Below are 14,342 nucleotides of genomic sequence, written 5' to 3'. Positions count from 1 at the left end.
GCTCCGGCGGACCCTCAGTCCGCCAGAGCCGAGTAGGCGACGACGCCACGACGCATCCGTCGCACCGCCTCGCGCGCGGTGGTGCGCAGCGCGGAGTCGCCGGCGGCGTCCGCGATCTGGCCCGCCAGGTCGAGCAGCTGCTTCATCCAGCGCACGAAGTCGCCCGCCGCGAGGTCGACCTCCCCCAGCACGTCGTCGAGGTCGTCGCCCTCGCACCAGCGGTAGGCCACCCAGGCGAAGCCGAGGTCGGGGGGACGCAGGAAGTCGAGCCGGTGGTCCTTCTCGAGGGCGTCGAGCTGCCCCCACAGGCGCACCATGCCGGTGATCGCCTCCTGGGCGGGGCCGGCGGGCACCCTCGGCGCGGCGGTGTCGTCCGCGCGTCTGGCCTCGTAGACGAGGGTGGAGAGCGCCGCCGCGAGCGCGGACGGCGACAGGCCGTCCCACAGCCGCTCGCGCATCGACTCGGCCGCGAGCAGGTCGAGCTCGGAGTAGATGCGGCGCAGCCGTGCCCCGCGCTCGGTGACCTCGTCGCCCTCCAGGTAGCCGAGGGCGGTGAGGACGTCGCACACGCGGTCGAAGAGCCGCGCGACGGTGTTCGTGCGCTGCTCGACGCGCCGACGCAGGGTCTCGGCGTCGCGATCGAGCTTGAACCACCGGTCGGACCACCGGGCGTGGTCCTCGCGGTCGGGACAGTCGTGGCAGGGGTGGCGGCGCAGCCTGGCGCGCAGGTCGCGGACCTCGTCCTCCCACTCGCTGGGCTGGGACGAGGCCGAGCGCCGTTGCGCGGACGGCGGGCCGAGCTCCTGGGTGCGCTGGCGCAGCGCGGCGGCGAGGTCGCGACGGGCCTGCGGGTTGCGCCCGTCGAACCGCTTCGGGATGCGCAGCCGCGCGACGGCCTCCACCGGCGTCGGGAAGTCGATCATCGCCAGGCGACGCGCCTGACGCTCCAGCGTGACGACGTAGGGCCGCGGGCCCTCGGGCGACCAGCCCGGGTCGACGACGACCGCGTAGCCGGCGAACTTGCCGGTCGGCACGACGATGACGTCGCCGGGCTTGAGGCGTCCGAGGGACTCGACGGCCTCGGCGCGCTGGTCGGCACGCCGCGCCCGGCTCGCGCCCTTCTCGACCTCGCTGATCCGCCGACGCAGGCCGGCGTACTCCATGAAGTCGCCGCGGTCGCAGGCCGCCGCCTCGGCGTAGCCGTCGAGCGCCTCCTCGGCCTTGCGCAGCTGGCGTGCCAGCCCGACCACGGCCTTGTCGGCCTGGAACTGGGCGAACGACTGCTCCAGCAGCACCCGCGCCTGCTCGCGTCCGAACTGGTGCACCAGGTTGACGGCCATGTTGTAGGAGGGACGGAACGACGAGCGCAGGGGGTACGTGCGGGTCGAGGCCAGGCCGGCGAGCTCGCGCGGGTTCATGCCGGCCTGCCAGAGCACGACGCCGTGTCCCTCGGTGTCGAGACCGCGCCGCCCCGCGCGTCCGACGAGCTGCGTGTACTCCCCCGGCGTGATGTCGGCGTGGTTCTCGCCGTTCCACTTCGTCAGCTTCTCGATGACGACGGTGCGCGCCGGCATGTTGATGCCCAGCGCCAGGGTCTCGGTCGCGAACACCACCTTGCACAGCCCGCGGAGGAACAGCTCCTCGACGACCTCCTTGAACACCGGCAGCATGCCCGCGTGGTGGGCCGCGACGCCGCGCGAGAGCCCGTCGAGGAAGTCGTGGTAGCCGAGGACGTGGAGGTCCTCCGAGGGCAGGTGGCGACAGGAGGTCTCGACGAACTCGATGATCTCGTCGCGCTCCTCCGGCGTCGTGAGCCGGACGTTCGCGGTGAGGCACTGCGTGACCGCCGCGTTGCAGGCCACCCGGCTGAAGATGAAGACGATCGCCGGCAGCAGCCGGTCGCGCTGGAGGCGGTCGATCAGGTCGGGACGGCTCGGCACCCACACCCGGCGCCCGTTGCCCACCTGCTGCACGCGCCCGGACCCGCCGCGTCCACGAGGGGAGCGCCGATCGCGGATGCGGCTGGCCGCCCAGTCGTCCCGGGCGACCTTGAGCAGCTCCTCGTTGACCGGGGCGCCCTCCTTGACGAACCCGGCGGAGGCGTCGACGTCGGAGGAGGCGAAGAGGTCGAGCAGGCGGCGTCCGACGAGCACGTGCTGGTAGAGCGGCACCGGACGCCGCTCCTCCACGATCGTGTCGGTGTCGCCGCGCACCGTGGCCAGCCACTCGCCGAACTCCTCGGCGTTCGACACCGTCGCCGACAGCGACACCACCGAGACCGACTCCGGCAGGTGGATGATCACCTCCTCCCACACCGCGCCCCGCGAGCGGTCGGCGAGGTAGTGGACCTCGTCCATCACCACGTAGCCGAGGCCCAGCAGGGTCGAGGAGCCCGCGTAGAGCATGTTGCGGAGCACCTCGGTGGTCATCACGACGATCGGCGCCTCGCCGTTGACGACGTTGTCGCCGGTGAGCAGGCCGACCTGGTCGGCGCCGTAGCGTCGCACGAGATCGGCGTACTTCTGGTTCGACAGCGCCTTGATCGGCGTCGTGTAGAAGGCCTTGCGACCGGTGGCCAGCGCGAGGTGGATCGCGAACTCGCCGACGATGGTCTTGCCCGAGCCGGTGGGCGCCGCCACCAGCACGCCGCGGCCGGCCTCGATCGCCTCGCAGGCCCGCTCCTGGAACGGGTCGAGCGGGAAGTCGTGCATCGCCCGGAAGTCGCGGAGGACCGGGTTGCCCTGGCTGCGGCGGAACTCGGCGTACCGCTGCGCCGGCGTGAGCTCCTGCTCGTCGGTCATCGTCGTCCTCCCCTGCCCGCGAGCCGCCACTGGACGGACCAGCGGGCCGGCGAGGTGCCGACCGCTCGGGCCAGGCGGGCGATCGCCTCCATCGTGACGGCTGCGTCCAAGGTGCAGCCGGTGACCCCCAGGGTCAGCCGCCCGCTGCCGTCGGGCGAGGACAGGAGCGCGACCTCGCCGGAGCGCCAGGCGAGGTGCACCCGCTGACGCACGGCCTCGGGTGCGACCGGCGCCGGGTACGCCTCGTCGATCGCTGCGAGGTCGCAGCCGACGACCTGCCCGCCGGGACACACGAGCTCGCCGACGGTCAGGTGGTGCGCCGGTGACGCGCCGTCGCAGGCGCGCCACAGGACGTCGTCGGTGCCGAGCCACTCGGGCAGCTCGAATGGGTCGACCTCCGACCAGGCCTCGCTCACGCGTCCGACCCGGCCTCCGCGCCGGCGCGGCGGATCACAGCGGGGACGGCTCGTCGGGCGAGAGGCCGGCGCCGACGCGGCGGGCGGCCTTGCGCCGGTCGTTGAACCGCGCGATGACCTCGGAGATGAAGAACAGCAGGCACATCGGGACGGCCATGAAGGTCATCGTGAAGGGGTCCGTCGACGGGGTCGCCGCCGCGGCGAAGACGAAGATGCCGACGATCACCCAGGCCCGGTACCGCCCCAGCGCCGCCCCGCTGACGATGCCGGCGAGGTTCAGCAGCACCACGAAGACCGGGATCTCGAAGGCGAGGCCGAAGACCAGCAGGGTGCGGGTGAAGAACTGCAGGTACTCGTTGAACTCGACGAGGTTGACGATGCCCGGCGGGTTGAACGAGATCAGCACCTCGAGGCCCTTGGGCAGGGTGACGTAGCCGAGCACGACGCCGACCGCGAACAGCGGGGTCGAGACGACCATGAACAGCCGGCTCCAGCGCCGCTCGTGGCTGTGCAGCCCGGGGAGGATGAACGCCCACACCTGGTAGAGCCAGAACGGCGAGGTGATCAGCAGCGAGGCGAAGCCGCACAGCTTGAGGTAGAGCATGAGGCCGCCGCCGGCGCCGTTGGTGGTGGCCTGGGTGCTGCCGGCGGGCAGCTGGGCGGCGGCCTGCTGGTACGGCCCGTAGACGAAGTCGTAGAGCGGGTTGAAGAAGAACAGCGACGCGATCAGCGTCACCACCAGCACCAGCACCACCTTCAGGACGCGGGCCCGGAGCTCGCGCAGGTGGTCGGAGAGCGCCATGCGGCCGTCCGCGCCCACCGGGTGAACCGGTCGACCGCGGAACAGGCCGACGACGCCGGAGATCGTCGACATCGGTCAGGTGCGGGTGTCGCTCAGACGTTCTTGGGGTCGGTGCGCTCGGCCTCGGCGGCGGCCGGGGTGTTCTCGGCTCCCGGGAGCTCGGCGGTCGGGGTGGCCGCCTTGGAGTCGTCGTTGTCGCGGAGGCTCTTGGTCTCGGCCTTGAAGATGCGCAGCGCCTGGCCGGAGCTGCGGGCCAGCTCGGGCAGCTTCGCAGCGCCGAACACCAGCACCACGATGGCGAGGATGACGAGCCACTCGGCGCCCTGCGGCATGGCGATCAGGGGAATGCTCATGGGGTTCAGCTCCAGTCGATCTACGCGGCTCGGACGAGCCTTCGTCAGTCTACGACGCCGGATGAGGTTTCGGATGGGACGTCGGCTCCGTAGAGCGCGGCAGCGGCCCGCACCGCCGCACGGTGCTCGTCGCCGAGGCCGACCGGGGAGACGACCTCGGCGGCCGGGGTCAGGCGCAGCAGCAGACGGGTCAGCCAGCGCGGGTCCGCCACCGGCAGCACGACCTGGAGCACGCCGTCCCCCAGCTCCCGGACGTCCTGCACCGGGTAGTACTCGACCACCCAGGCCGCATCGGGCTGCAGCCGCAGCGTGACCGGGATCGTCGCCTGGGGCGTCGCGAAGAGACCCTCGCCGAGGTCGCGCGGCGGCTCGGGCTCGCGCAGGACCGGGACGTCGGTGACCTCCGCGCTGCGGATGCGGTCGAGCCGGAACAGCCGCGGGGCATCGGCGACGTGGCACCAGGCGTCGAGGTAGCGGTGGCCCTCGGCCGTCACGACGCCGCGCGGGTCGACCGTCCGCTCGGTGACCTCGTCGCGGGCGGGCACGAAGTACGAGAGCCGCACCTGGCGGTGCTCGGCGGCGGCTGCCTCGAGTCGCGCGGCGAGCTCGTCGATCCGCCGCTCCAGCGCGTCGGCGTCGGCCTCGACGACGCCCACGCGGACGGCGTCGGCGCCCTCCTCGACGGCGGCGTCGATCTTGGCCAGCGTGCGGTCGACGATCGCGCGCGTCTCGGCGTCGGCGCCACCGCGCAGCGCGCGCAGTGCGACGACGACGGCGCTGGCCTCCGTCGGCGTCAGCCGCAGGGGCCGCGCGAGGTAGTCGGCGTTGGAGACCCGGATGACGCCGTCGGCCTGCGGCCCCTCGAGGGCGTCGAGGTCGACGTCGATCAGGTCGTCGGGGTAGCCGCCGGGCAGCCCGCACATCAGCAGCACCTTGAGGTCGCGGACCAGCTGGCGGGGCGGGACGCCGAGGTCGTCGGCCGCGCGGTCGAGCCGCACGGCGCCCCGGGCGTGCAGGTAGGGGACGAGGGCGAGCAGCCGTCCCAGCTGCTCCTTGGACGCGGCGCCGCGCGGCGCCGGGGCGGTCGGGCCGGTCGGACCGGTGGTGGTCACCGCGGGCCTCCGTCCGTAGCCGGTGCGAGCGCGGCCTCGAGCCGCTCCCGGACGCGCCGGCGCAGCTCGGCGGGCTCCTCGACCACGACGTCGGGTCCGTGGGCCAGCACCTCGTCGGCCAGGCCCAGCGTGCCGCGCGCGAGCACGATCCGCTCCCAGTCGTCCCGACCGTCGGGACCGACCACGCCGCGTGCCACCGGCTCGGCGTCGGCCCGGAGGCTGTGTCCGGCGCCGGGCCGGACCAGCAGCACCGTGCGCTCGGGCGGCGCGGACGGCGCCAGCCGGCGCGCCACGGCGCGGACGTCGGTGCCCTCGGGCACGACGAACGCCTCGGCGGGTCCGACCGCGCGCGCGGCGCCGACCACCCGGGAGAGCCGGAAGACCCGCTCCTCCCCCTTGTCGACGTCGAGGCCCACCGCGTACCAGCGGCCCGAGGAGCGGACGACGCCCCACGGCTGGAGCCGTCGGGTGCGCACCTCGGCCGCCGGGCCGCGCCGGTAGTCGAAGACCACCTCGCGCCGCGCGAGGGCGGCGTCCCAGAAGACGTCGAAGGCGGGCTCGTCGGCGGTGAGGCGGGGCTCGGCGATGTCGAGGGCGCCGAGGTCGACCTCGACCCCGGCCGCGGTGAGCTTGCGGACGGCCTCGCCCGTGGCCTCGGCCAGCTTGGCGTGCTGCCACACCCGCGCGGCGAGCCCGACGACCGAGGCCTCGTCGGGCTCGAGCGCGATCGGGGGCAGGGCGAACCGGTCCGGCCGGATGCGGTAGCCGGGCTCGTCGTCGAAGAGCGGGTCGAGCTGGCCGACCTCGATCGGCACGCCGAGGCTGCGCAGCTCGTCCTTGTCGCGGTCGAACATCCGCTCGAAGGCCTCGTCGCCGGCGTCGGCGTAGAGGATCGCGCGGATGCGCGACTTCGGGACGTAGTGGCGCTGCACGAGCAGCATGATGAGCAGGTTGAGCAGCCGCTCGGTCTTGCGTGCGCTCATCGTCCCCTCCTCCCCGGGCCGGCGGGTCGGCGGGTCAGGAGGCGCCGAGGACGTCGATGGCGAACACGATCGTGTCGGTGCCCTTGATCTTCGCCTGCGCGTTGCCGTCCTTGCCGTAGCCGAGGGACGGCGGGATCGAGACGAGCAGTCGGCTGCCGGCCGGCACGCCGACGAGCGCCTGGGTGAAGCCCTTGACGAAACCGGCGACCGGCTGGCTGATCGGCTTCTTGCTGAAGCTCTCGTCGAACGGCTTGGACGCGCCGTAGACCTGGCCGAGGTAGTCGACCTCGACGCCGCCGTCTTTCGTGACCTTCGGGCCGGTGCCCTTGCTCACGACGGTGACCTGCAGGCCCTTCGGAGGGTTCTTCGCGCCGAAGACCAGCGCGGTCGGCGTGCCGTCCTTCTGCGTGACGCCCGGGACGGTGCCCTTCGCCGCGGCCGGGTACGAGCCGGTCGGCGCGTAGGGGCCGAGCACGTCGACGACGAGGACGATGGGGTCCTGGTTGCCGATCTTGAGATCGGGGTTGCCGGCCTCGCCGAACACGTCCTGCGCGTTCGCGGTGATCGCGAGACGGGAGCCGACCTTCGCGCCGACCAGCGCGGAGGTGAGCACCGGCAGGGTCTTGCCGTCGCCGAGGTCGACGCTCTGGCCGCCCACGCCCTTCTTGTAGCTGGTGAAGGAGACCTTGCGGTCGTAGCCGTTGCCGACCGTCAGGCCGATGTAGGCGGTGTCGTCCTTGGTGAGCGCCGGTCCGTCGCCCTGGACGAGGGTCCGGGTGTCGGTGGAGGAGGCGGACATCTGCCCCTTCCAGTCGATCGTCGGCTCGGAGCCGACCTGGCCGCTGATGCTCACCGCGTCGAAGCCGTTCGCGGTGGCGGCGGAGTCGTCGCCGCCGCAGCCGGCCAGGGCCGGCACGAGCAGCACGGGCAGGGCGAGGGCCAGCTTCCAGCGGGAGGCAGTCACCGGGTCATCCTTCGTCGGGGTGCGGGCGGACGGGCGACGCGCGCCCGCGGGCATCCTACGAGTGGCGTCGGACGCACCGAGCGTCGGCCCGCCGCGGCGCCACACGGGTCACATGCCGTCGATCAGCCGCTGGACGCGCTCGTCGTGGGCGCGGAAGGGGTCCTTGCACAGGACGGTGCGCTGCGCCTGGTCGTTGAGCTTCAGGTGCACCCAGTCGACGGTGAAGTCGCGGCGCCGCTCCTGCGCGTGCCGGATGAACTCGCCGCGCAGCCGGGCACGGGTGGTCTGCGGGGGCACGGACTTGGCCTCGAACACCTTGAGGTCGGTGGTGACCCGGGCGACCTTGCCGCGCTTCTCGAGCAGGTAGTAGAGCCCGCGCTCGCGGCGGATGTCGTGGTAGGCGAGGTCGAGCTGGGCGATCCGCGGGTGGCCCAGCGGGAGGCCGTGCCGGGCTCGGTAGGCGTCGATCAGCTTCCACTTGATCACCCAGTCGATCTCGGTGTCGACGAGGCCGAGGTCGTCGGACTCCACGGCCTTGAGCCCGCGCTCCCACAGGTCGAGGGCCCGGTCGATGACCGGGGTGCGCAGCTCGCGGCGGTCGACGAACTCCCGCGCCTTGCCGAGGTACTCGTGCTGGATGTCCAGGGCGCTGGCCTCGCGGCCGTTGGCCAGGCGCACCTTGCGGCGGCCGGTGACGTCGCTGGAGATGTCGCGGATCGCGCGGATGGGGTTCTCGAGGGTGAGGTCGCGCATGACGACGCCCTCCTCGATCATCCGCAGCACGAGGTCGCAGGTCGCGACCTTCAGCAGCGTCGTGGTCTCCGACATGTTGGAGTCGCCGACGATGACGTGCAGGCGGCGGTACCGCTCCGCGTCGGCGTGCGGCTCGTCGCGGGTGTTGATGATCGGACGGCTGCGGGTGGTGGCCGAGGAGACCCCCTCCCAGATGTGCTCGGCGCGCTGGCTGACGCTGTACGACGCGCCCCGCGGCGTCTGCGTGACCTTGCCGGCCCCGACGATGATCTGGCGGGTCACGAGGAACGGGATCAGCACGTCGGCGAGCCGGCTGAACTCGCCTGCCCGGCTGACCAGGTAGTTCTCGTGGCAGCCGTAGGAGTTGCCGGCGGAGTCGGTGTTGTTCTTGAACAGGTAGATCTCGCCGGCGATGCCCTCGTCGTGCAGCCGCTGCTCGGCGTCGACCATCAGCCCCTCGAGCAGCCGCTCGCCCGCCTTGTCGTGGGTGACGAGCTCGACGACGTCGTCGCACTCGGGCGTGGCGTACTCGGGGTGGCTGCCGACGTCGAGGTAGAGCCGCGAGCCGTTGCGCAGGAAGACGTTGCTGGAGCGACCCCAGCTGACCACCTTGCGGAAGAGGTAGCGCGCGACCTCGTCGGGGCTGAGCCGTCGCTGCCCCTTGAAGGTGCACGTGACGCCGTACTCGTTCTCGATCCCGAAGATCCGGCGGTCCATGGATCGACCTTACGGTGCCGACGGTGAGCCGAGGAGCGATTCGAGCCGCGCCGGGCTGAGCCGCGAGAACTTGCGGCGCTGCGGTCGGGTGCGGTCGAGCACGGCCACCTCGAGGGCGTCGACCGCGATGGAGCGGTCCTCGGCGTCGGTGTGGCCCAGCGCCGCGACGGCCAGCGCGAGGGCGTCGCCCAGGCTCGCCCCCTCGGCGTAGCGCTCCTGCAGGTACGTCGCCACCGACTCCGCCGCGCCGCCCATGACGGCGTACTGGTGGACGTCGGCCACCTGGCCGTCGTAGGTGAGGCGGTAGATCTGGTCGTCGGCGGCGGTGTCGCCGATCTCGCCGACGAAGAGCTCGACCTCGAACGGCTTCTCGCCGCCGCTGGAGAACACCGCGCCCAGGGTCTGGGCGTAGGCGTTGGCCAGCGCGCGGCCGGTGACGTCGCGGCGGTCGTAGGAGTACCCGCGCATGTCGGCGAGCCGGACGCCCGCGATGCGGAGGTTCTCGAACTCGTTGTAGCGCCCGACCGCCGCGAAGGCGATGCGGTCGTAGAGCTCGGAGACCTTGTGCAGCGCCTGCGAGGGGTTCTCGGAGGCGAAGAGGATGCCGTCGGCGTACTGCACGGCGACGACCGAGCGGCCGCGGGCGATGCCCTTGCGGGCGAAGTCGGCCCGATCCTTCATCAGCTGCTCGGGCGAGACGTAGAACGGCATGCTCATGCGGGGTCACCTCCGGGGATCTCGCCGGCGACGGACGGGGACGCGAGCGAGGCGATCGGGCCGTTGGGCTGGCCGAGCCGGCTCGCGACCACCCGGGTGGCGACCTCGGCGACGGTCTGCTCGGAGAGCCGGCGGCCGCCCTCGGCGGTGATGACGTGGACGATCGGGTAGAGCCGTCGGCTGACGTCGGGCCCGCCGGTGGCGGAGTCGTCGTCGGCGGCGTCGTAGAGCGCCTCGATGGCCACGCGCGTGGCCTCGTCCTCGTCGAGGTCGGGGCGGTAGAGCTTCTTCAGCGAGCCCTTGGCAAACAGCGAGCCGGAGCCGACCGAGTGGTACCCGGTCTCCTCGTAGCGCCCGCCGGTGACGTCGTAGCTGAACATCCGGCCGCGGCGCGCGTCGACGTCGTAGCCGACCAGCAGGGGCACGACCGCCATGCCCTGCATGGCCATGCCGAGGTTGTTGCGGATGAGCGCCGAGAGCCGGTTCGCCTTGCCGTCGAAGGAGAGGACCGTGCCCTCGATCTTCTCGTAGTGTTCGAGCTCGACCTGGAAGAGCCGCATCAGCTCCACCGCGATGCCGGCCGTGCCGGCGAAGCCGCCCGCGGAGTACTCGTCGGTGGCGTAGATCTTCTCGATGTCGCGCGAGGCGATCAGGTTGCCCATGGTGGCGCGCCGATCGCCGGCGATCAGGACGCCGCCGGGGAAGGTCAGCGCGACGATGGTCGTGCCGTGGGGCGCGGCGTCGTCGGCGAGCGGCGCGGAGCCGGCGAGGCGACGGGTGGGCAGCAGGTCGGGCGCGTGATCGGCGAGGAACTCGGCGAACGACGACGTGCCGGAGCGCAGGAAGGCGGCCGGCAGGCGGGCCTCGCTCATTCGCCGCCCTTCTGGATGAAGGACTTCACGAAGTCCTCCGCGTTGGTCTCCAGGACGTCGTCGATCTCGTCGAGGAGGTCGTCGACGTCGCTGTCGAGCGCCTCCTTGCGCTCCGCGACGTCGGTCTCGGGGAGGTCCTGGGTGGTCTCCTCGGTCTCGCCGGACCGGCGCGGCTGCTTCTGCTCCTGTGCCATGCCCCGACCCTAGCGCTGCCGGGGAAGCGACGACGGGCTACGCGCCGCGGGTGAGCCGGTGGAAGAGCTGCTGGGCGGTGTCGGCCCCGTCGATGAGCGCGCCGACGTGCGCCTTGGTGCCGCGCAGCGGGTCGATCGTCGGGATGCGCTGCAGCGACTCGCGTCCGGGCAGGTCGAAGATGACGGAGTCCCACGACGCCGCCGCGACCGCGTCGGCGTACTTCTCCAGGCACCGGCCCCGGAAGTAGGCCCGGGTGTCCTCGGGCGGCTCGTGCATGGCGGCGTCGACCTCGGCGTCGTCGAGGAGGCGCTCGATCCGGCCGGAGGCGACGAGGCGCTGGTAGAGCCCCTTCTCGGGGCGGATGTCGGCGTACTGGAGGTCGACGGCCTGCAGCTTCGCGTCGTCCCAGTCCAGGCCGTCGCGGTCGCGGTAGCGCTGGAGGATCTGCAGCTTCGCGACCCAGTCGAGCTCGCGGGCGCAGAGCATCGGGTCGCGCGCCAGCCGCTCGAGCACGGACTCCCAGCGGTCGAGCACGTCGCGGGTCTGGTCGTCGACGTCCTCGACGCGCTGCTCGACGTAGGCGCGGGCCCGCGTCAGGTACTCCCCCTGCAGGTCCAGGGCGGTGATGGTCCGGCCGTCGCGCAGCGTGACGGTCTGGCGCAGCGTCGGGTCGTGGGAGACCGCCCGGAGCGCCGCGACCGGGCCCTCGAGGGAGAGGTCGGTGGTGAGGAAGCGATCTTCGATCATGGCGAGGACGAGCGCCGTGGTGCCGACCTTGAGGTAGGTGGAGACCTCGGCGAGGTTCGCGTCGCCGATGATCACGTGGAGCCGCCGGAACCGCTGCGGGTCGGCGTGCGGCTCGTCGCGGGTGTTGATGATCGGCCGCTTCAGCGTGGTCTCGAGCCCCACCTCGACCTCGAAGAAGTCGGCGCGCTGGCTGATCTGGTAGCCGTGCTCGCGACCGTCCTGGCCGAGGCCGACGCGGCCGGCGCCGCAGAACACCTGGCGGGTGACGAAGAACGGGGTCAGGTGGCTGACGATCTCGGCGAAGGGCGTCGAGCGGCGCATCAGGTAGTTCTCGTGCGCGCCGTAGGAGGCGCCCTTGTTGTCGGTGTTGTTCTTGTAGAGCACGATCGGCGCGCCGCCCGGCAGCGTGGCGGCCCGCCGGGCGGCGTCGAGCATGACCTGCTCGCCGGCCTTGTCGAACCGCACGATGTCGAGCGGCGTGAGCACCTCCGGCGTCGAGAACTCCGGGTGCGCGTGGTCGACGTAGAGCCGGGCGCCGTTGGTGAGGATGACGTTGGCCAGGCCGAGGTCCTCGTCCGTCAGCTGCGACGGGTCGGCGACCTGGCGGGCCATGTCGAAGCCCCGGGCATCCCGGAGGGGCGACTCCTCCTCGAAGTCCCAGCGCGCACGACGCGCGGTGAGCGTCGCGGTGGCGTAGGCGTTGACGATCTGGGACGAGGCAACCATCGGGTTCGCCAGCGGCTGCCCCTGGACGGCGATGCCGTACTCGACCTCTGTGCCCATGATCCGCCGCACCGACATGGCTCGAGCCTACGGGGACGCGCGGTGCGGCGGACGGCGGCCCGTCAGCGACGGGCCATGAGCATGCGGGCCAGGTAGATGACGGCGACGACGACGACGATGAGGATCAGCAGCTTCAGCATGCGTGAGTCCTGCCCGTCGTCGCGCTCCCCACACGCTCAGGAGGGTGAGCGGGCTCAGTCGAGGTCGCGGCCGACGCCGCGTCCGAAGACCCAGGTGGCGACCGCGATGACCGCGCCCGCGCCGATGACGACCTCGATGACGCCCATGGTCAGCTCCTTCCCCGGACGCGACGACCGCGCCCCCGCCCACGGTAGACCCGGGGCGGGGACGCGGTCGGTCGGGGTGCGGCCCTAGAGGTACTGACCGGTGTTCGAGACGGTGTCGATCGAGCGGCCCGGCTCGGTGCCCTGCTTGCCGGTGATGAGGGTGCGGATGAAGACGATCCGCTCGCCCTTCTTGCCGGAGATGCGGGCCCAGTCGTCGGGGTTCGTCGTGTTCGGCAGGTCCTCGTTCTCCTTGAACTCGTCGACGCAGGCCTGCAGCAGGTGGCTGACGCGGATGCCGCGCTGCTCGTGCTCGAGGAGGTCCTTGATCGCCATCTTCTTCGCGCGGTCGACGATGTTCTGGATCATCGCGCCGGAGTTGAAGTCCTTGAAGTACAGGACCTCCTTGTCGCCGTTGGCGTAGGTGACCTCGAGGAAGCGGTTCTCCTCGGTCTCGTTGTACATGCGCTCGACGGTCGCCCGGATCATGCCGTCGACGCACGCCTGGCGGTCGCCGCCGAACTCGGCGACGTCGTCGGCGTGCAGCGGCAGCGTCGAGGTGAGGTACTTGGAGAAGATGTCGCGGGCCGACTCGGCGTCGGGCCGCTCGATCTTGATCTTCACGTCGAGACGGCCCGGCCGCAGGATCGCGGGGTCGATCATGTCCTCGCGGTTGGACGCGCCGATGACCAGGACGTTCTCGAGCAGCTCCACGCCGTCGATCTCGCTGAGCAGCTGCGGGACGATCGTGTTCTCGACGTCGGAGGACACGCCGGACCCGCGGGTGCGGAACAGGGAGTCCATCTCGTCGAAGAACACGATGACGGGCGTGCCGGTGGACGCCTTCTCGCGCGCCCGCTGGAAGACCAGCCGGATGTGGCGCTCGGTCTCGCCGACGTACTTGTTGAGCAGCTCGGGGCCCTTGATGTTGAGGAAGTAGGACTTGCCCTCCTGCCCGGTGCGCGCGGCGACCTTCTTGGCCAGCGAGTTGGCCACCGCCTTGGCGATCAGCGTCTTGCCGCAGCCCGGCGGGCCGTAGAGCAGGATGCCCTTGGGCGGCTTGAGCTCGTGCTCGGCGAACAGCTCGGGGTGCAGGTAGGGCAGCTCGACGGCGTCCTGGATGAGCTCGATCTGGTTGCCCAGACCGCCGATCGCGTCGTAGGCGATGTCGGGCACCTCCTCGAGGACGAGCTCCTCGACCTCGGACTTCGGCACCTTCTCGTAGACGTAGCCCGAGCGGCTGTCGAGCAGCAGGGAGTCGCCGGCGCGGATGACCTCGTCGAACAGCGGCTCGGCGAGTCGGACGACCCGCTCCTCGTCGGCGCCGGAGAGGATCAGCGCTCGCTCGCCGTCGGCCATGACCTCCTTGACCGAGACGACCTCTCCGGTGCGCTCGAACTCCAGCGCCGCGACGACGTTGAGCGCCTCGTTGAGCATGACCTCCTGGCCGCGCTGCAGGCCGTCGAGCTCGACGGCCGGGCTGACGCTCACGCGCAGCTTGCGGCCGCCGGTGAAGACGTCGACGGTGTCGTCCTCGTTGCGCTGCAGGAAGGTGCCGAAGCCGGCCGGCGGCTGCGCGAGCCGGTCGACCTCCTCCTTCAGCTTCATGATCTGGTCGCGGGCGTCCCGCAGGGTCTGCGCGAGCCGCTCGTTCTGCGACGTCAGCGCCGCCAGCGAGCGCTGCGTGTCGGCTAGCTTGAGCTCGAGGGAGCGGGCCGATCCGGGCGCCGCGGTGAGACGGCGCCGCAGGTCGGCGATCTCGCCCTCGAGGAAGCGCACCTGGTCGCGGAGCTCCTCGGGACTGCGGTCGACGGGACCGCCGGGCTGAGCAGATGTGGTCATG

13 protein-coding genes are annotated in these 14,342 nt (G+C 71.9%); all 13 read right to left on the bottom strand.

Features of this window, described 5'->3' with window-relative positions:
- Positions 1-14: 14 nt before the first annotated feature.
- Entirely contained in the window at positions 15-2,801 is a 2,787-nt protein-coding gene (locus tag K8Z61_RS05680) for an RNA helicase (protein WP_224127300.1), read from the bottom strand.
- Positions 2,798-3,217, bottom strand: coding sequence for a hypothetical protein (locus tag K8Z61_RS05675; RefSeq protein WP_224127299.1), 420 nt, complete (start codon positions 3,215-3,217; stop codon positions 2,798-2,800). Before K8Z61_RS05675 ends, K8Z61_RS05680 begins: the two co-directional genes overlap by 4 nt.
- Positions 3,218-3,251: 34 nt before the next feature.
- Positions 3,252-4,019 (bottom strand): twin-arginine translocase subunit TatC, encoded by a 768-nt coding sequence (gene tatC / locus K8Z61_RS05670; protein WP_224127298.1) that lies wholly within the window; start codon positions 4,017-4,019, stop codon positions 3,252-3,254.
- A 92-nt stretch (positions 4,020-4,111) separates the two neighbouring features.
- Positions 4,112-4,372, bottom strand: coding sequence for a twin-arginine translocase TatA/TatE family subunit (gene tatA, locus K8Z61_RS19230; RefSeq protein WP_224127297.1), 261 nt, complete (start codon positions 4,370-4,372; stop codon positions 4,112-4,114).
- Between the two features lie 44 nt (positions 4,373-4,416).
- Positions 4,417-5,484 carry a YafY family protein gene (locus K8Z61_RS05660; RefSeq protein ID WP_224127296.1) on the bottom strand — a complete coding sequence of 356 codons (1,068 nt, stop codon included), beginning with the start codon at positions 5,482-5,484 and terminating at the stop codon, positions 4,417-4,419.
- A complete protein-coding gene (locus K8Z61_RS05655) occupies positions 5,481-6,467 on the bottom strand; it encodes a YafY family protein (protein WP_224127294.1) in 987 nt (328 codons plus the stop codon). The genes K8Z61_RS05660 and K8Z61_RS05655 overlap by 4 nt, the downstream gene beginning before the upstream one ends.
- Before the next feature lie 34 nt (positions 6,468-6,501).
- Positions 6,502-7,431 carry an FKBP-type peptidyl-prolyl cis-trans isomerase gene (locus K8Z61_RS05650; RefSeq protein WP_224127292.1) on the bottom strand — a complete coding sequence of 310 codons (930 nt, stop codon included), beginning with the start codon at positions 7,429-7,431 and terminating at the stop codon, positions 6,502-6,504.
- 108 nt (positions 7,432-7,539) lie between these two features.
- Positions 7,540-8,901 (bottom strand): Pup--protein ligase, encoded by a 1,362-nt coding sequence (pafA, locus tag K8Z61_RS05645; RefSeq protein ID WP_224127290.1) that lies wholly within the window; start codon positions 8,899-8,901, stop codon positions 7,540-7,542.
- Positions 8,902-8,910: 9 nt separating this feature from the next.
- The gene (prcA, locus tag K8Z61_RS05640) at positions 8,911-9,618 is read right to left on the bottom strand and encodes a proteasome subunit alpha (protein WP_224127288.1); all 708 of its coding nucleotides are present in this window, start codon (positions 9,616-9,618) and stop codon (positions 8,911-8,913) included.
- Positions 9,615-10,490, bottom strand: coding sequence for a proteasome subunit beta (gene prcB, locus K8Z61_RS05635; RefSeq protein ID WP_224127286.1), 876 nt, complete (start codon positions 10,488-10,490; stop codon positions 9,615-9,617). Before prcB ends, prcA begins: the two co-directional genes overlap by 4 nt.
- Positions 10,487-10,684 carry a ubiquitin-like protein Pup gene (locus tag K8Z61_RS05630; protein WP_224127284.1) on the bottom strand — a complete coding sequence of 66 codons (198 nt, stop codon included), beginning with the start codon at positions 10,682-10,684 and terminating at the stop codon, positions 10,487-10,489. Before K8Z61_RS05630 ends, prcB begins: the two co-directional genes overlap by 4 nt.
- A 37-nt stretch (positions 10,685-10,721) precedes the next feature.
- Positions 10,722-12,233, bottom strand: a complete 1,512-nt coding sequence (dop, locus tag K8Z61_RS05625) for a depupylase/deamidase Dop (protein ID WP_263430415.1) — start codon at positions 12,231-12,233, stop codon at positions 10,722-10,724.
- Positions 12,234-12,586: 353 nt separating this feature from the next.
- Positions 12,587-14,341, bottom strand: coding sequence for a proteasome ATPase (gene arc, locus K8Z61_RS05620; RefSeq protein ID WP_224127283.1), 1,755 nt, complete (start codon positions 14,339-14,341; stop codon positions 12,587-12,589).
- Between the last annotated feature and the right edge of the window lies 1 nt (position 14,342).

This window comes from Nocardioides sp. TRM66260-LWL (genome assembly GCF_020075545.1).
Classification (GTDB): domain Bacteria; phylum Actinomycetota; class Actinomycetes; order Propionibacteriales; family Nocardioidaceae; genus Nocardioides.
The sequence above is the reverse complement of the archived record's forward strand: the minus strand, read 5'-3'. Positions and strand labels throughout refer to the sequence as shown.